The organism is Mesorhizobium sp. CAU 1732 (assembly GCF_039888675.1).
Taxonomy (GTDB): Bacteria; Pseudomonadota; Alphaproteobacteria; order Rhizobiales; family Rhizobiaceae; genus Aerobium.
This window is the reverse complement of record NZ_JBDQQR010000002.1, coordinates 261,332-277,271: the sequence shown is the minus strand read 5'-3', so window position 1 is coordinate 277,271 and position 15,940 is coordinate 261,332. Positions and strand designations below refer to the sequence as shown.

The 15,940-nt window shown below is 64.3% G+C and carries 17 protein-coding genes; 16 read left to right on the top strand and 1 reads right to left on the bottom strand.

Annotated features, from left to right (window positions below):
* Positions 1-8: 8 nt before the first annotated feature.
* The 14 genes from ruvA to ftsH all read left to right on the top strand — a co-directional run bounded on the left by ruvA (position 9) and on the right by ftsH (position 12,614).
* The gene (gene ruvA, locus AAFN55_RS19015; RefSeq protein WP_347800542.1) at positions 9-629 is read left to right on the top strand and encodes a Holliday junction branch migration protein RuvA; all 621 of its coding nucleotides are present in this window, start codon (positions 9-11) and stop codon (positions 627-629) included.
* 63 nt (positions 630-692) lie between these two features.
* Positions 693-977: an AbrB/MazE/SpoVT family DNA-binding domain-containing protein gene (locus tag AAFN55_RS19010; protein ID WP_347800541.1), complete on the top strand. Its 285-nt coding sequence runs from the start codon at positions 693-695 to the stop codon at positions 975-977.
* A complete protein-coding gene (locus tag AAFN55_RS19005) occupies positions 974-1,372 on the top strand; it encodes a PIN domain-containing protein (RefSeq protein WP_347800540.1) in 399 nt (132 codons plus the stop codon). The genes AAFN55_RS19010 and AAFN55_RS19005 overlap by 4 nt, the downstream gene beginning before the upstream one ends.
* A complete protein-coding gene (ruvB, locus tag AAFN55_RS19000; protein WP_347800539.1) occupies positions 1,369-2,409 on the top strand; it encodes a Holliday junction branch migration DNA helicase RuvB in 1,041 nt (346 codons plus the stop codon). The genes AAFN55_RS19005 and ruvB overlap by 4 nt, the downstream gene beginning before the upstream one ends.
* Entirely contained in the window at positions 2,406-2,897 is a 492-nt protein-coding gene (locus AAFN55_RS18995; RefSeq protein ID WP_347800538.1) for a GNAT family N-acetyltransferase, read from the top strand. The genes ruvB and AAFN55_RS18995 overlap by 4 nt, the downstream gene beginning before the upstream one ends.
* A 20-nt stretch (positions 2,898-2,917) precedes the next feature.
* Positions 2,918-3,409 (top strand): tol-pal system-associated acyl-CoA thioesterase, encoded by a 492-nt coding sequence (ybgC, locus tag AAFN55_RS18990; RefSeq protein ID WP_347800537.1) that lies wholly within the window; start codon positions 2,918-2,920, stop codon positions 3,407-3,409.
* A 239-nt stretch (positions 3,410-3,648) separates the two neighbouring features.
* A complete protein-coding gene (gene tolQ, locus AAFN55_RS18985) occupies positions 3,649-4,359 on the top strand; it encodes a protein TolQ (protein ID WP_347800536.1) in 711 nt (236 codons plus the stop codon).
* A 10-nt stretch (positions 4,360-4,369) separates the two neighbouring features.
* Positions 4,370-4,825 carry a protein TolR gene (tolR, locus tag AAFN55_RS18980; RefSeq protein WP_347800535.1) on the top strand — a complete coding sequence of 152 codons (456 nt, stop codon included), beginning with the start codon at positions 4,370-4,372 and terminating at the stop codon, positions 4,823-4,825.
* A gap of 5 nt (positions 4,826-4,830) precedes the next feature.
* Positions 4,831-5,883, top strand: coding sequence for a TonB family protein (locus AAFN55_RS18975; RefSeq protein ID WP_347800534.1), 1,053 nt, complete (start codon positions 4,831-4,833; stop codon positions 5,881-5,883).
* Positions 5,884-5,936: 53 nt separating this feature from the next.
* A complete protein-coding gene (gene tolB, locus AAFN55_RS18970) occupies positions 5,937-7,253 on the top strand; it encodes a Tol-Pal system beta propeller repeat protein TolB (RefSeq protein WP_347800533.1) in 1,317 nt (438 codons plus the stop codon).
* Between the two features lie 219 nt (positions 7,254-7,472).
* Positions 7,473-7,982: a peptidoglycan-associated lipoprotein Pal gene (gene pal / locus AAFN55_RS18965; protein WP_347800532.1), complete on the top strand. Its 510-nt coding sequence runs from the start codon at positions 7,473-7,475 to the stop codon at positions 7,980-7,982.
* A gap of 189 nt (positions 7,983-8,171) precedes the next feature.
* Complete coding sequence (ybgF, locus tag AAFN55_RS18960) at positions 8,172-9,173, top strand: tol-pal system protein YbgF (protein ID WP_347800531.1); 1,002 nt, start codon at positions 8,172-8,174, stop codon at positions 9,171-9,173.
* Positions 9,174-9,175: 2 nt separating this feature from the next.
* Positions 9,176-10,555 carry a tRNA lysidine(34) synthetase TilS gene (gene tilS / locus AAFN55_RS18955; RefSeq protein ID WP_347800530.1) on the top strand — a complete coding sequence of 460 codons (1,380 nt, stop codon included), beginning with the start codon at positions 9,176-9,178 and terminating at the stop codon, positions 10,553-10,555.
* Between the two features lie 118 nt (positions 10,556-10,673).
* On the top strand, positions 10,674-12,614 hold the full coding sequence (ftsH, locus tag AAFN55_RS18950; protein ID WP_347800529.1) for an ATP-dependent zinc metalloprotease FtsH: 1,941 nt from the start codon (positions 10,674-10,676) through the stop codon (positions 12,612-12,614).
* A gap of 130 nt (positions 12,615-12,744) precedes the next feature.
* On the opposite strand, the gene AAFN55_RS18945 is transcribed toward ftsH, so the two are convergent.
* The gene (locus AAFN55_RS18945) at positions 12,745-13,383 is read right to left on the bottom strand and encodes a helix-turn-helix domain-containing protein (RefSeq protein ID WP_347800528.1); all 639 of its coding nucleotides are present in this window, start codon (positions 13,381-13,383) and stop codon (positions 12,745-12,747) included.
* 74 nt (positions 13,384-13,457) lie between these two features.
* Between AAFN55_RS18945 and AAFN55_RS18940 the strand changes: the two genes are divergently transcribed.
* On the top strand, positions 13,458-14,696 hold the full coding sequence (locus tag AAFN55_RS18940) for a parallel beta-helix domain-containing protein (protein WP_347800527.1): 1,239 nt from the start codon (positions 13,458-13,460) through the stop codon (positions 14,694-14,696).
* 3 nt (positions 14,697-14,699) lie between these two features.
* Positions 14,700-15,776, top strand: coding sequence for an SO2930 family diheme c-type cytochrome (locus AAFN55_RS18935; RefSeq protein WP_347800526.1), 1,077 nt, complete (start codon positions 14,700-14,702; stop codon positions 15,774-15,776).
* Positions 15,777-15,940 lie beyond the last annotated feature (164 nt).

Genomic DNA, 15,940 nt, shown 5'->3' with positions numbered 1-15,940 from the left:
ATTCTTCAATGATCGGGAAGCTCAAGGGGACGATCGACGAGATCGCCGAGGATCATTGCATCATCGACGTGCACGGCGTCGGTTATGTCGCGTACTGCTCGACGCGGACGCTGGCGAACCTGCCCGGCGCGGGCGAGGCGGCTGTCCTGCTGATCGAGACCTATGTGCGCGAGGACATGATCCGGCTCTACGGATTCGGGTCGGCACTGGAGCGCGAATGGTTTCGCCTTCTCCAGAATAACGTTCAGGGCGTCGGTGCCAAGGTCGCGCTGGCCGTCCTGTCGACGCTGTCGCCGTCCGAGCTCGCCAATGCGATCGCGCTGCGCGATATCGCGATGGTGGCCCGCGCGCCCGGCGTCGGCAAGAAGGTTGCAGAGCGCATCGTCACCGAACTCAAGTCCAAGGCCCCGGCCTATGCGGGTGAAGCGAGCGGCACGATCGGCCTCAAGCAGGAGCTTGGCGAAGGTGTCGCGCCCGCGCCGATAGCCGATGCCGTCTCCGCGCTCGTCAATCTCGGTTATTCTCGCGATGTGGCTGCCACTGCGATTGCGGGGGCGATAAAGGCGGCCGGGGAGGGGGCGGATTCGGCCAAGCTCATCAGGCTGGGGTTGAAGGAACTGGCTCGATAATCCTTGATTGCGACATGATTCCTTACTATTATTTCCGGTAAGGAATTTTCAAGAGGTAAGGAAGTGGGCGTTCAGTCGAAATTGACCTCAAAAGGCCAGACGACAATCCCCCAAGAAGTGAGAGACTATCTGAACCTCGCTCCTGGGGATCGCTTGACCTATACGTTTCGCGATGGGCGGGTGGAGATTGGAACGCGCAAATTACGCGCTGTTGATCTGGCTGGCATTCTCGGAACTCCGCCATCTGGCAAGTCTCTAAAGATCGAGGAGATCGACGAGGCGATCATGGATGCGGTTGCGGAGGATGATGAGCGTATCCAACGCGAATGGCGCGAGGGCATCGATTGATTGGCATCGATACAAATGTGCTGATACGGCTCGTCGTCTTCGACAATGTTGATCAAAACGCGGCTGCGCGAGAATTTTTCAGTGATCGTTCGCCTGATGATCCGGCTTATATCAGCGGAATTGTTCTAGCGGAGACGATCTGGTTGTTGGGCCGCCGCTTTGGCTATTCTCGGGAAACGCTGAACGAGTTGGTCCATAAGATACTTCAAAGCGATGATTTCGTCGTAGAGCATGGAGAGCGATTGTTGACCTTGTTCGATGATGCCTCGTCGCCGCTGCCGGACGTCGCGGATCAGTTGATCGCGTGGTCAGCCGAGCGTGCAGGCTGTTCACGCACAGTGACATTCGATCGGAGAGTGGCCCGGCTGACCCCCTCCATGGAACTCCTCTCGTGAACACCGACCCCCGGCTCATCACCCCCGAAAAACGTGGCGAGGATGTCGATGTCACGCTGCGCCCGCAGTCGCTCGACGAGTTCGTCGGTCAGGCGGCGGCGCGCGCCAACCTGAAAGTCTTCATCGAAGCGGCGAAAAATCGTGGCGAGGCGCTGGACCATGTCCTGTTCGTCGGACCGCCGGGCCTGGGCAAGACGACGCTCGCGCAGATCATGGCCAAGGAACTCGGCGTCAATTTCCGCTCGACCTCGGGACCGGTCATCGCCAAGGCCGGCGATCTGGCCGCCCTCCTGACCAATCTCGAAGATCGCGACGTGCTCTTCATCGACGAGATCCATCGGCTCAGCCCGGCGGTGGAGGAAATCCTCTATCCCGCGATGGAGGATTTCCAGCTCGACCTGATCATCGGCGAAGGCCCCGCTGCGCGGTCGGTGAAGATCGATCTCGCCCGCTTCACGCTGGTGGCCGCGACGACGCGGCTCGGGCTGATCACCAATCCGCTACGCGACCGGTTCGGCATTCCGGTGCGGCTCAATTTCTACACGGTCGAGGAGCTCGACCTGATCGTGCGACGCGGGGCGCGCATTCTCTCGCTGCCGATGAGCGATGACGGCGCGACCGAGATCGCGCGGCGCGCGCGCGGTACGCCGCGTATCGCCGGTCGCCTCCTGCGGCGCGTCCGTGATTTCGCGACCGTCGCCGGCGCCGAGCAGGTCGATCGCAAGGTGGCCGATGCCGCGCTGTCGCGGCTCGAGGTCGATGCGCTCGGCCTCGACAGCCTCGATCGACGCTATCTCAACATGATCGCGCGCAATTTCGGCGGCGGCCCGGTCGGCATCGAGACGATCGCAGCGGGCCTGTCGGAACCGCGTGACGCGATCGAGGACATCATCGAGCCCTATCTGATCCAGCAGGGCTTTATTCAACGAACGCCGCGTGGCCGTGTTCTCACGGCCAATGCCTGGCGGCATCTCGGCCTCAATGCACCGCGTGATCTCGCCCAGCAGCAGATCGGCCTGTTCCAGGAAGAAGAATGACGGCGAGCGGATACAGGCCCGGCATCATCGCGGATATCGTGCGCCTCCATGCCGATTATTACGCGCGCCAATGGGGCTTCGGCCTTGCCTTCGAGGCGAAGGTGGCGATCGAGCTGGCGACGTTCCTGCAGGATTTCCGCGACGGACAGGATTATTTCGTCGCCGAGACGGATGATGACGGCGCGCTGTTGGGAACGATCAGCGTCGAAGCGCCCGGCAATGGCGAGACGCTGGCGCATCTGCGGTGGTTCATCACGAGCGACCAGTCGCGCGGCACCGGGCTCGGCCGCCGATTGCTTGGCGACGCGATCCGTCATTGCGATGCGTGCGGCTTTCCCGGCATCTACCTGACGACATTCGACGGCCTGAGCGCCGCGCGGCACCTGTATGAGGGGTTCGGCTTCGTGCTGGTCGGCGAGGCGGAGCGCGACCAATGGTCGGGCGGCGTGCGCGAACAGCGCTTCGAACGCCCCGCGCCTGCCGTTTGATATCCGGAAGGAGGACGACAATGCACCCTGATGCCGGCACCCTTCGTGACAGCGCCGATGCGGCCGCGGGCCTTTCGGGTGAACTGACGCCGTTCGGCCATCGTCTTTTCGCGCGTGTCTATTATGCCGACACCGATTTTTCCGGCGTCGTCTACCATGCGCGCTACCTCGAATTCTTCGAACGCGGGCGTTCCGACTTCCTGCGGCTGGCGGGCGTGCACCACACGGAGCTGGCGGACGGCAAGCATGGCGAGAAGCTGGTCTGGGTCGTTCGGCGTATGGAGATCGATTTCCGCGCGTCGGCCAGGATCGACGACATACTGACCATCGACACGCGGACCGAAAGCGTATCCGGCGCGCGGATATTCATGGCGCAGCAATTGAAGCGCGGCGACGAACTTCTCGTGGAAGCGCGCGTCGAAGCGGCGATCATCTCCGAGAGCGGGCGGCCACGCCGCTTCCCGAAAGAATGGATCGCGACGTTCATGCCGGCCGGCGATCGAGCGGATTAGGCTGGCTCCGCCGCTTTCAGGCGGCGCGCACTAACGCATCCTTAACCTTAACCGTCCATCAAGATCATGGTGAAGATTGCGTGAATCAAGCACGCCTTCGTTTCACCAAATTTCGCCCGGACAAGGCCGACATGGCGCATGAGGGCGATTGCGGGCCTTTCCGAAGGCCGAGGTCGATTGGGATGGTGCGCAAGGGCGGCCGCATGGCGACGCCCCGTTATCTTAGGGACTAAGTATTAATGGAACAAATCGCTCTTGCCGCTCCCAGCGGCGACCACTCCATATGGGGCTTGTTCTGGCAAGCCGGCTGGATCGTCAAGCTGGTCATGATCGGTCTTCTGGTCGCCTCCGTCTGGACCTGGGCGATCATCATCGACAAGCTCGTCGCCTATGCACGCATACGCGTCGCGCTGAACCGCTTCGAGCAGACGTTCTGGTCGGGCCAGTCGCTCGAGGAACTCTACCGCACGCTTTCGGAGCGCAAGACCAGCGGCATGGGATCGATCTTCGTCGCCGCGATGCGGGAATGGAAGAAGAGCTTCGAGAAGGGCGTGAAGTCGCCGCTCAGCCTTCAGACACGCATCGACAAGGCGATGGATCTGGCGCTCACGCGTGAAATGGAGACGCTGGAAGGCCGGCTCGGCTTCCTCGCCTCGGTCGGTTCGGCGGCACCGTTCATCGGACTGTTCGGCACCGTGATCGGCATCATGACGTCGTTTCAGGCCATCGCCGGTTCGCAATCGACCAATCTCGCCGTCGTGGCGCCGGGCATCGCGGAAGCGCTGCTGGCAACCGCGCTCGGCCTTCTCGCCGCTATTCCGGCGGTGCTCGCCTACAACAAGCTGTCATCCGACGCGAGCAAGATCGCGCTGCGCATGGAGGGCTTCGCTGACGAGTTCTCCGCCATACTGTCGCGGCAAATCGATGAAAAAGTCGCCAAGGCGGCTTGAGGAGTAACCAATGGGTATGTCGGCCGGACAGGCTGGAGGGCGGGGCGGACGCGGCCACAGGCGGCGCGGTCGCAGCCATGCCCTCATGTCGGAAATCAACGTCACGCCCTTCGTGGACGTGATGCTGGTGCTGCTCATCATCTTCATGGTCGCCGCTCCGCTCCTGACGGTCGGCGTGCCGATCGACCTGCCGGAATCGCGCGCCAACGCGCTCAACTCCGACACGCAGCCGATCACCGTTTCGGTGAACCAGGCGGGCCAGATCTACCTTCAGGATACGGAGATCGCGCTCGACGAGATCGTCCCGAAGCTCGAGGCGATCGCGCAGACCGGCTATGACGAGCGCATCTATGTGCGTGCGGATGGCGGATCCGAATACGCAACCGTCATGCGCGTGCTGGGCCGCATCAACGGTGCCGGTTTCCGCAATGTCGGGCTCGTGACCTTGCAGGAACAGGGCAGCTAGACCGAATGAAAGCCGGACTGGGCACATCGCTGGCACTGCATGCGGCTGTAATCGGCTTCGGCCTGGTTTCGCTGTCGTCGCCGCGCGCGCTCGATATGACGAACTCGGAATCATTCCCGGTCGACGTCGTGCCGATCGAGGAATTCGCGCAGAGCATTTCCGGCGATCGGCAAGCGCCGGTGGCCGAGAAGCCGGCGCCGATCCCCACGACGCGCGAGGATGTGGTCGAGAATGCCCAACAGGTCGGCGACAACACGGTCGATCTGCCGACGCCGCCTACACCCAATCCAAGGCCGCGCCCCGTAGAAACGGCCGAGGCGCCGCCTCCCTCCGAAACGCCACCGACGCCGACGCCCGAGCCGACCCCGCAGCCGGAGCCAGCGCCAGAACCGGAACCGCAGCCGGTCCCGGCCACGGAAGTCGCGCCGACGCCTGCGCCGCCCCAGGAGGTGACCCCGGAACCGACGCCCGAGCCGGAAGTGGCGCAAGCACCCGCGCCGGACGGGATGCAGCTTCCGACGAGCGCGCCGACGCCGCAGTCGCGCCCGCAACCGCCGCAGGCCCAGACGGCCAGGGCGCCCGAGCGCAGGGAGCCTGAAAAGCCTGCCGTGCCCAAGCGGGAAACCGCATCGAGCGAGTCGGACTCAAAGAACCTTGAGGATCAGGTCGCGGCGCTGCTCAACCGTGAAAAGGCCTCCGGCGGCGGCGCACAGCGCTCCACCGAGCAGGCCGCACTCGGCGGTCGCCAGACGACGGGCGCGAAGCTCAGCCAGACCGAAGAGGACGCCATCAGGCGTCAGCTTCAGGCTTGCTGGAACGTGCCGGCAGGTGCGGTGGGCGCGTCCGACCTGCGCACTACGGTGAAGTTCAGGCTGGATTCCACGGGCACGCTGGAGGGACAGCCAGCGGTGCACACCTCGAGCGGCGACCGCGCCTTCGACGACAGCACCCTTCGCGCCGTGCGCGTCTGCAACCAGCGGGGCTTTCAGCTCCCGGCCGACAAACACGACGCCTGGGCGGAAGTGACCGTCAATTTCGACCCGCGCGACATGTTCTGATCTTCGAGAAAACCCAAGACATGAGCCCAATTCGGACCCATGAGGCAAATCGCATGATGAAATCCCTGAAGTCCTTTCTTTCGGTCGCAGCGCTGGCTGTAGGCGTTGCGCTTACGACGGCACTGCCGGCCCGAGCCCAGCTCGAAATCGACATCACGCAGGGCGTCGTCGAGCCGATGCCGATCGCGATCACCGACTTCGTGTCGGCCGATGGCGTCGGCGCCGAGATCGCGGCAGTCGTGACCGCCGATCTCAAACGTTCGGGTCTGTTCGCACCGATCGCGAAGGGAGCCTTCATCGAGCAGATATCGAACCCGGATCAGGCGCCCCGCTTCGACGACTGGAAGGTCGTCAACGCCCAAGCGCTCGTGACCGGTCGCGTCACCAAGGAGGCCGACGGCCGCCTGCGCGCCGAATTCCGCCTGTGGGACACGTTTGCCGGCCAGCAACTGGTGGGCGAGCAGTTCTTCGCCAACCCGCAAAACTGGCGCCGCGTTGCGCACATCATCGCGGATGCGATCTATGAGCGCCTGACCGGCGAGACGGGCTATTTCGATACGCGCATCGTCTATGTCGACGAGAGCGGGCCGAAGAACCAGCGCGTCAAGCGGCTTGCGATCATGGACCAGGACGGCGCGAACCAGCGTCATCTGTCGGACGGACGCTCGATCGTCCTGACGCCGCGCTTCTCGCCGAACCGGCAGGAAATCACCTACATGTCCTATGAAAGCGGTCAGCCGCAGGTCTATCTGCTGCAGATCGAGACCGGCCAGCGCGAACTCGTCGGCAATTTTCCGGGCATGACATTCGCGCCACGCTTTTCGCCGGACGGGCAGAAGGTCGTGATGAGCCTGCTGCGCGACGACGGCAACTCCAATATCTACGCGATGGACCTCAGGAGCCGCAGCACCACCCGTCTGACGAACTCGAACTCGATCGACACCTCGCCATCCTACTCGCCGGATGGCCAGCGAGTGGTGTTCACGTCGGATCGCGGCGGGCGACCGCACATCTACGTCATGGGTGCGGACGGCTCGAACCCGCAGCGCATCTCCTTCGGGGACGGCACCTATTCGACGCCGGTCTGGTCGCCGCGCGGCGACCTGATCGCCTTCACCAAGCAGACAGGCGGCGAATTCCAGATCGGCGTGATGCGTACGGACGGGTCCGGCGAGCGTATTCTCAGCTCCGGCTATCTGCAGGAAGGACCGACATGGGCTCCGAACGGACGGGTGATCATGTTCTTCCGCGAGCCTGCCGGTTCCGGTGGACCACGGCTGTTCTCGATCGATCTGACGGGGCGCAACGAGCAGGCCATCGCGACGCCGCAATTCGCGTCCGACCCGGCATGGTCGCCCCTTCTCGAGTAACCGGGAATAGCCAGCGAAGCGATGCGCGGCATGAAAACGCCGCGTTTCCGCCGTATTTTGCCCTAGTGTGCGGGCGAATAGCGGTGAGTCGGCGGGGACGCCACGAGTTCTACACTGGCCCGTTAGTCAACTATTAACCCTGTTCGTTGATCACAGATTAACCCAGTCATGGTTACTGGACGTTCAACAGTTTCACTCAAATGCGAAGGAGAGGCGGCCATGCGCCGTATCGCAGCCATAACCCGCAATCCCATTGCCGTCGCTCTCGTCGCCATGCTCGCCATCGCGGGCTGCGCCAACAAGCAGACTCCCAACAACGCGTCCGACCTGGGCCTTGGGGGTGGTGCCGGTGCGGCCACGCCGGGTTCCAGCCAGGACTTCACCGTCAATGTCGGCGACCGCATCTTCTTCGATACGGACTCGTCCGTGATCCGTGCCGATGCGCAGCAGACGCTGTCGCGCCAGGCGCAGTGGCTTGGCCAGTACAGCTCCTATTCGATCACGGTCGAAGGTCACGCCGACGAACGCGGCACCCGCGAGTACAACCTTGCACTCGGCGCGCGCCGTGCCGCTTCGGCCCGCGACTTCCTCGTCGCTCGCGGCGTTCCGGCGAACCGCATCAGGACGATCTCCTACGGCAAGGAGCGCCCGGTTGCCGTCTGCGACAACATTTCGTGCTGGTCGCAGAACCGCCGCTCGGTCACCGTGCTCAACGGTGCCGGAAGCTGATTTCGGTCAAACATCATCGATACGAGCGAAAGGCGGCCCCGTGGCCGCCTTTTTCTTGGGCTATCGCGGCCCAAAGCCCGCCTTTCCGCGGTGTAAACAAAATTTGGCCGAACTCTGCTGTGCTGATAAAAGCAACAATGGGCAGGCTCGATCCTGCTCGTTCAGTATCAACTCAAGGTGAATTGACCCATGTTCCTGCGAACCTTGCTCAGCGGTGTCGTCGCATTGCCGATCGCGCTGACCAGCGTTGCCCATGCGATCGACCGGGCCGACCTCCCGGCGGCCCAACAGGGTGGCGGCATCTCCTTCTCGCTTCCTTCATTGCGGCTGCCGGGGATTTCCCAGCGCAGCCAGGCCGCACCAGTGCAGCTTGCGCAGGCGTCCGATCCCCGCATCACGCAGCTTGAAGAGCAGGTGCGCCAGCTCTCCGGCACGATCGAGGAGCTGAACTTCCAGCTTCTCCAGATGCAGGACCAGTTGCGCCGCATGCAGGAAGACAACGAACTGCGCTTCCAGGAGATGGAAGGTCGCCGGACCGACGCGGGCGAAACCGCACCGCGCGCGCAGCCGCAGCAGAACACGGCCGCGGTCGCACCGGGGGCGGGCAGCGGCGACGACGAGTTCTACTCGACCACGCCGCCGCGCGTCGACGGAGACTCGCAGGTGCTCGGCGCGCCGCCGCGCGATTTCGGCACCATCACCTTCGACGAGAACGGGAATGCGACGGGCGGCGGCATTGCCGCACAGCCGCCTGCGGCTTCCGGCGGCAATTCGGACGGCACGACGGTCGCGGCGCTGCCATCGGGCGGCGGAGCCGACGCACTCTACCGCAACTCCTATGAATTCATCCTGTCCGGCGACTACGGAACGGCGGAGGCAGGCTTCCGCGAGTTCATCGCCACCTATCCCGACAACGACAACGCCGCCGACGCCCATTTCTGGCTGGGCGAATCTCTCCTCGCGCAGGAGAAGCCGCGCGAGGCGGCCGAAATCTTCCTTGCAGCGAGCCGCGACTTTCCGCAGGCCCGCAAGGCCCCCGACACGCTCTTCAAGCTCGGTGTCTCGCTGGCGGCCATGAAGCAGCGCGACGTCGCCTGCGCCACGTTTTCGGAAGTGCAGCAGCGCTACCCCCAGACGACCGACGCTCTCAAGGAGAGCATAAAGCGGGAACAGGCACAGGCCTCCTGCTGATCGTGACGCCTGCTGCAGGCCCACGGACCGATAGCGCGTCAAGCCGCATCGATCCGGCGCTTCTCTTTTCCTCGCTAGACCTGTCAGCCAATCGCGTTCTTGTCGTCGCCGTTTCCGGTGGCAGCGACTCGCTCGCGCTGCTCGTCTTGCTGCGGGAATTCCTGATCCATTCCGGGTCGTCAGCCCGCGCGGTCGCGGTCACCGTCGATCACGGCCTGCGTGCAGAAGCCGCAGACGAGGCGCGACAGGTCGCAGCCTTCTGCAATGACCACGGCATCGATCATCGAGCCGTTACCTGGCGCGGCATGAAGCCGGCGACGGGCTTGATCGCAGCGGCGCGCGAGGCGCGCTACGACCTGCTCGCCCATGTGGCGGAAGAAGTCGGCGCGTCGGCGATCCTCACCGGCCATACGATGGACGACCAGGCTGAGACCGTGGCGATGCGCGCGGAACGCGGCGAGGGCGCCGGTCTGGCCGGGATGGCGCCCGCCACGCTTTTCGACGACCGCATCTGGATCGTGCGGCCGCTTCTCGGGGTGCGCCGCCAGCGATTGCGTGACGACCTCGTTGCGCGCGGCATCGCGTGGATCGATGACCCGACGAACAGGAACCCATCTTACGAACGGGTGCGGATGCGCGGGGCGCTGGGTGAGTCCGGCACAGTCGAGGACTGGGCGGATCGCGCAAGGGCTGCAGCAAGCGCGCGGCGCGACATCGCGCAGCGCGCTGCCGATGTGCTCGGCCAGCATGCCACCTCTCCAGCCGCCGGGCTGTTCCGGCTCGATCACGCCGTCTTCCGAACGTCGCACCGGGACGGGGGCGTGCAGGCATTGCGCGCGCTTCTGGCCGTTGCCGGGGGAACGTCTCATCTGCCTGACGCCACCCGCACCGCCGCTTTGTTCGACAGGATCGGGCGGGAAACGCTGCGCGCCACATTGTCGCGCGCCGTCGTGGATGCCAGGTCTGATGCAGTGTGGATCAGGCGCGAAGCGCGGACGCTGCCGATCTTGCAGACGTTTGGCAATGCGGTCTGGGATGGACGGTGGCGGATCGCGGCGACCGGTCCGGCCAAGCCGCTGAGCGTGGGTCCGCTCGGACCCGGTCACGCAAAGGCGATGAATGCCGACATTGCGGGCGTGCCGCCAAGCCTTGTGCGGGCTGCGCTGGCTGCCGAACCGGCCGTGTTCGACGGTGAAGCGCTTGCCGGCTTGCTTGGCGCGGGGCAGGTCGCGGCAGGCGTGACCGCTGTGCGGATCGCATCGCCCTATGCGCGCTTCCTGCCCGATTTTGATCTGCCTCTGGCGATGACCTTGCGGCAGCTCGTCGGCGCGCCTGCACTTCCATCCGCGCCATTGAACAACCACATTGACGAAGGACCTTAACCGAGTGGCCTTGTAGCGCTTGGCAAGGGTCCGCGCGCTGCCTATGTTAGGCTCGACTACTGCATTTGGGATGCGTGCCGGCGGCGTTTGTGGACGCCGGTCACCAACGGGAAACACGATGAATCCGAATTATCGCAACCTCGCGCTCTGGGCGATCATCGCCGTTTTGCTGATCGCGCTCTTCAACCTGTTCCAGACGCCCCAGCAACGTGGTGTGGCGCGGGAGGTTCCGTATTCCGAGTTTCTCGCCGAGGTGGATTCGGGCCGTGTCAACACGGTCACGATCGCCGGCAGCCGGATCACCGGCACCTATGGCGACTCCAGCTCAGGCTTCCAGACCTATTCGCCCGGCGATACCGGGCTGGTCCAGCGGCTCGAACAGCGCGGCGTGACGATCAATGCGCGGCCCGAGTCCGACGGCTCCAATTCCATATTCGGCTATCTGATCTCGTGGCTGCCGATGATCCTCATCCTCGGCGTCTGGATCTTCTTCATGCGCCAGATGCAGTCCGGGTCCGGGCGCGCCATGGGCTTCGGCAAGTCGAAGGCCAAGCTGCTCACTGAAGCGCATGGACGGGTGACCTTCCAGGACGTCGCCGGCGTGGACGAGGCCAAGCAGGACCTCGAGGAGATCGTCGAGTTCCTGCGCGACCCGCAGAAGTTCCAGCGCCTCGGCGGCAAGATTCCGCGCGGCGTTCTGCTCGTCGGCCCTCCCGGCACCGGCAAGACGCTTCTGGCGCGGTCGGTCGCAGGTGAAGCCAACGTTCCGTTCTTCACCATTTCGGGCTCCGACTTCGTCGAGATGTTCGTCGGCGTCGGCGCGAGCCGCGTGCGCGACATGTTCGAGCAGGCCAAGAAGAACGCGCCCTGCATCATCTTCATCGACGAAATCGACGCTGTCGGCCGCCATCGCGGTGCCGGTCTCGGCGGCGGCAATGACGAGCGCGAGCAGACGCTGAACCAGCTTCTCGTCGAGATGGACGGCTTCGAGGCCAATGAGGGCGTCATCCTGATCGCGGCGACGAACCGTCCCGACGTGCTCGATCCCGCGCTTCTGCGTCCAGGCCGCTTCGACCGCCAGGTGGTCGTGCCCAATCCGGACATCATCGGCCGCGAGAAGATCCTCAAGGTCCACGTCCGCAACGTGCCGCTGGCACCGAATGTCGATCTCAAGGTTCTGGCACGCGGCACCCCGGGCTTCTCCGGCGCCGACCTGATGAACCTCGTCAACGAATCCGCCCTGATGGCTGCGCGCCGCAACAAGCGGCTCGTCACCATGGCCGAGTTCGAGGACGCCAAGGACAAGATCATGATGGGTGCGGAGCGCCGCTCGACGGCGATGACGCAGGCCGAGAAGGAGCTGACCGCGTATCACGAGGCCGGCCACGCGATCACCGCGCTGAGCGTCAAGTCGGCCGATCCGCTGCACAAGGCGACGATCATCCCGCGCGGCCGTGCGCTGGGCATGGTGATGCAGTTGCCCGAAGGCGACCGCTATTCGATGAGCTACAAGTGGATGACGTCGCGCCTCATCATCATGATGGGCGGCCGCGTCGCCGAGGAACTCAAGTTCGGCAAGGACAACATCACCTCCGGTGCGTCGTCCGACATCGAGCAGGCGACAAAGCTGGCGCGCGCCATGGTGACCCGCTGGGGCTTTTCGGAAAAGCTCGGTCACGTCGCCTACGGCGAGAACCAGGAAGAGGTGTTCCTCGGCCATTCCGTCGCGCGCACCCAGAACGTCTCGGAAGAGACTGCGCAGTTGATCGACGCCGAAGTCCGCCGTCTGATCGACGAGGCCTATACCGAGGCCACGCGCATCCTGACGCGCAAGAAGAAGGAATGGATCGCGATCGCCGAAGGACTTCTCGAATACGAGACGCTGTCCGGCGACGAGATCAAGCAGATCATGGCCGGCGAAAAGCCGTCGCGTGATCTGGGCGACGACACACCTCCCTCACGCGGTTCCACCGTGCCGAAAGCCGGCGCGCGCAAGGAAGGCAAGAAGAAGGGTGGCGAAGAGCCCGAAGGCGGCATGGAGCCTCAGCCGCAGGGCTGAGGCGAGGAGCCGCCGGAGTTACTGCCGGCACAGCCCCGCTTTCATCTGCCGAATAGCAGCGCCGCGCTTGTCGCGGCGTTTTGCGTTTATACGATTTTCGTGGTGCCTACCGGTTCTCCTAGTGCGCCGATCAGCGTGCTGCGGCAGCCCGGTCGAGCATGAAGAGCACATGCGCCTCGATCTCGCTACGGACACGTTCGCGATCTGTCGTGTCCGGCATCACCAGATAGAGATCGACCAGCGTTCCGATCACCGTACTCATCAGGCGGAGCCGCACCGGCTCGATCGCGGCCAGCGGCGCGAAGCGTGCCAGGAAGGGAGCGATGATCTCGGTGACGATGCGGTCCTCGGCGCCGGTCGCAGCACTTTCGACGGGACGCAGGCGACGCATCGCCGCGAGCAGGCCCGGATGCGCCGGTATCGCTTCGGCAGCGTCGAGATAGACCGCCAGAAGGCCGCGCGCCGCCTCGTTCCTATCGACATCGGGCGGAAGCGTTTCGAATGCGCCGTGGCAGACGGTGATGATGCGCGCGACCGTCGCGTCATAGGTTTCCAAAAGCATCGCGTCGCGATCCGCGAAATAGCGATAGATCGTGCCGACCGCGACGCCGGTCTCCTCGGCGATGCGCGTGGTCGTCACGGCCTCGGCGCCCTCTGCCGCGACGATGGCCTCGACTGCGGCAAGCACGTTCGCACGCGTCGCCAACGCACGCTTCTGGCGCGGTTCGGCGGTTCGGCCGGGTATTCTCGCTTCCAGTGTGACGCTCATAAGTGAAACTGTTTCATCTTTCTTGACTCGGCGCAATGTGAGGCGCATCGTCGCAGGAAAAGGGGAGGAAGACGATGCAGCTTTTCAACAGCATGGGGGGACTTTCGATCGTCGCGCTGCTCGCGGGCACGATGACGGCGGGCGCAGCGGACATTCGCGTCGAGCCGGGCGAAAACGCCAACGAGCGCCTGATCGAGGCGCTGATCCTGGCGGAGCCGGGCGACACGGTGACGATCGCCGCGGGGCGGTACGATCTGACCGATGGGCTCTCGCTCGATGTGGACGAGGTGACGGTGCGCGGCGAGGGCGCGGACCGGACCGTGTTGTCCTTCGCCGGCCAGACGGGCTCGGGCGAGGGCCTGCTGGTGACATCCGATCGCGTCGTGCTGGAGGATTTCGGGGTCGAGGATAGCAAGGGCGACGGCGTCAAGTCGAAGGGCTCCGACCAGATCACATTTCGAAACCTGCGCGTAGAATGGACGGGCGGACCCAAGCCGGAAAACGGCGCCTACGGCGTTTATCCGGTATCGTCCAAGAACGTGCTGATCGACGGCGTCATCGTGCGTGGCGCATCGGATGCGGGCATCTATGTCGGCCAGAGCGAGGACATCATCGTCCGCAATTCGGTGGCGGAGTACAATGTCGCGGGCATCGAGATCGAGAATTCCTATCGGGCGGACGTCTACGGCAACACGGCCCGCCACAACACCGGCGGCATCCTGATCTTCGACCTCCCCAACCTGCCGGTCCAGGGCGGGCACGACATCCGCGTTTTCGACAACGACATCGTCGAGAACGACACGCCGAATTTCGCGCCCGAGGGGAACATCGTCGGCATCGTGCCGAAGGGCATGGGCGTGATGGTGATGGCCAACCGCAACGTCCACGTCTTCGGCAACCGTTTCGACAAGAACGCGACGACGCATGTGCTGATTGCGGCCTATCCGAACGAATACGAGGACGACGACTACATGTTCGTGCCGCGTGGGGTCTTCGTGCACGGCAATACCTACGGGGAAGGCGGCTGGGAGCCGGATGGCGGGGTCGGCAAAATCCTGTCCGACGTGGCCGGCACGCCGCTGCCCGACATCATCTGGGACGGCGTGACGCGCATTCCGGAGTATCTCTCATGGGTGTCGGCGGGCGATCGCATCTATATCGACGAGGCGGACGGAACGACGTTCGCCAACCTCAAGATGATCTCGCAGATGCTGCTGCCGTGGGGCTGGTGGCCGGACAAGGATATCAGCGGATACAAGGGCGCGCTGCCCGAACCTGCCGCGGTGGTGCTGCCGCAGGATGAGGGGGCATAAGCAATGCGTGCCGCCTACGTCGGTTGGCGCGTAGGGCGCGTCGTACTCGCACTGACTATTCTGTTATCGTCAGCGATCGCCTCCCCTGCTTTCGCCGTCTCCGACGAGGCGATCCTCGCCGACCGGCCTCCGAAGCTGCTGTCAGCGTACGGCTTCTTCGACGACATGGCGCGGCAGCGTCCGGCCGATCGCGTGGTGCCGTTTTCGCCCGCTACGGCGCTGTTTTCGGACGGCGCGCTCAAGATGCGCTTCGCCTATGTGCCGGAGGGCAAGGCGGCGACCTATGTCGAGGACGAGGCGTTCGACTTTCCGGTGGGCTCGGCGCTGGTGAAGACCTTTGCGTTTCCCGCGGATTTCCGTGCGCCCGACACCGATGTCCGCCTTATCGAGACCCGCGTCATGCTCAAGCATGAGAATGGCTGGCAGGCGTGGGCCTATCTGTGGAATGACGCGCAGACCGAGGCCGAACTGAAGATCGCGGGCGCCAAGGTCGATATCGCGACGATCGGCGCGGACGGCGATGCGCTGTCGTTCACCTACGCGGTGCCGAACAAGAACCAGTGCAAGGCATGCCACGCGATGAGCGGCGAGATCGTGCCGCTGGGGCCGAAGGCGCGCAATCTCAACCATGTCATCGACTATGACGACGGACAGGCGAACCAGCTCGAGCGCTGGCGCGACGAGGGCATGCTGGAGGGTTTGCCTGATCTGGCAGCGCTCGGTGCGGCGCCGGACTGGCGCGACGAAAGTGCCCCTATCGATGCCCGCGCCCGCGCCTGGCTCGACGTCAACTGCGCGCATTGCCATCGCCGCGAGGGGCCGGCGAGCAATTCTGGGCTGTACCTGACCTGGACCGAGCCGCACGGTCCTGCCCTGGGGATCAACAAGCGGCCGGTGGCAGCGGGGCGCGGTTCGGGCGGCCGCCTCTTCGATATCAAGCCGGGCGATCCGGACGGTTCGATCCTCAACTACCGGGTGGAGAGCATCGAACCGGGTATCATGATGCCGGAACTCGGCCGGGCGCTGCCTGACGACGCGGCCGCCACGCTGTTGCGCGCGTGGGTCGAGAGCCTGAAATAGGTAGGCCCACTCGACCAAGGTCGAGATTTCCTCACCCTGAATGCGCAATTACGGTCCAAAACAGCCGCGTTTCAGCGAAAATGAGGACTTTGCGTCATTTACCAATTGGTCAGCATTTCGTAACCGCTACTCATATATTGTGATACCCCGATGACAGTTCCTTG

Coding starts and splice junctions, on each gene's coding strand:
- ruvA (WP_347800542.1), top strand. CDS start 9: ATGATCGGGAAGCTCAAGGGGACGATCGACGAGATCGCCGAGGATCAT.
- AAFN55_RS18995 (WP_347800538.1), top strand. CDS start 2,406: ATGACGGCGAGCGGATACAGGCCCGGCATCATCGCGGATATCGTGCGC.
- ybgC (WP_347800537.1), top strand. CDS start 2,918: ATGCACCCTGATGCCGGCACCCTTCGTGACAGCGCCGATGCGGCCGCG.
- tolQ (WP_347800536.1), top strand. CDS start 3,649: ATGGAACAAATCGCTCTTGCCGCTCCCAGCGGCGACCACTCCATATGG.
- tolR (WP_347800535.1), top strand. CDS start 4,370: ATGGGTATGTCGGCCGGACAGGCTGGAGGGCGGGGCGGACGCGGCCAC.
- AAFN55_RS18975 (WP_347800534.1), top strand. CDS start 4,831: ATGAAAGCCGGACTGGGCACATCGCTGGCACTGCATGCGGCTGTAATC.
- tolB (WP_347800533.1), top strand. CDS start 5,937: ATGATGAAATCCCTGAAGTCCTTTCTTTCGGTCGCAGCGCTGGCTGTA.
- pal (WP_347800532.1), top strand. CDS start 7,473: ATGCGCCGTATCGCAGCCATAACCCGCAATCCCATTGCCGTCGCTCTC.
- ybgF (WP_347800531.1), top strand. CDS start 8,172: ATGTTCCTGCGAACCTTGCTCAGCGGTGTCGTCGCATTGCCGATCGCG.
- ftsH (WP_347800529.1), top strand. CDS start 10,674: ATGAATCCGAATTATCGCAACCTCGCGCTCTGGGCGATCATCGCCGTT.
- AAFN55_RS18945 (WP_347800528.1), bottom strand. CDS start 13,383: ATGAGCGTCACACTGGAAGCGAGAATACCCGGCCGAACCGCCGAACCG.
- AAFN55_RS18940 (WP_347800527.1), top strand. CDS start 13,458: ATGCAGCTTTTCAACAGCATGGGGGGACTTTCGATCGTCGCGCTGCTC.
- AAFN55_RS18935 (WP_347800526.1), top strand. CDS start 14,700: ATGCGTGCCGCCTACGTCGGTTGGCGCGTAGGGCGCGTCGTACTCGCA.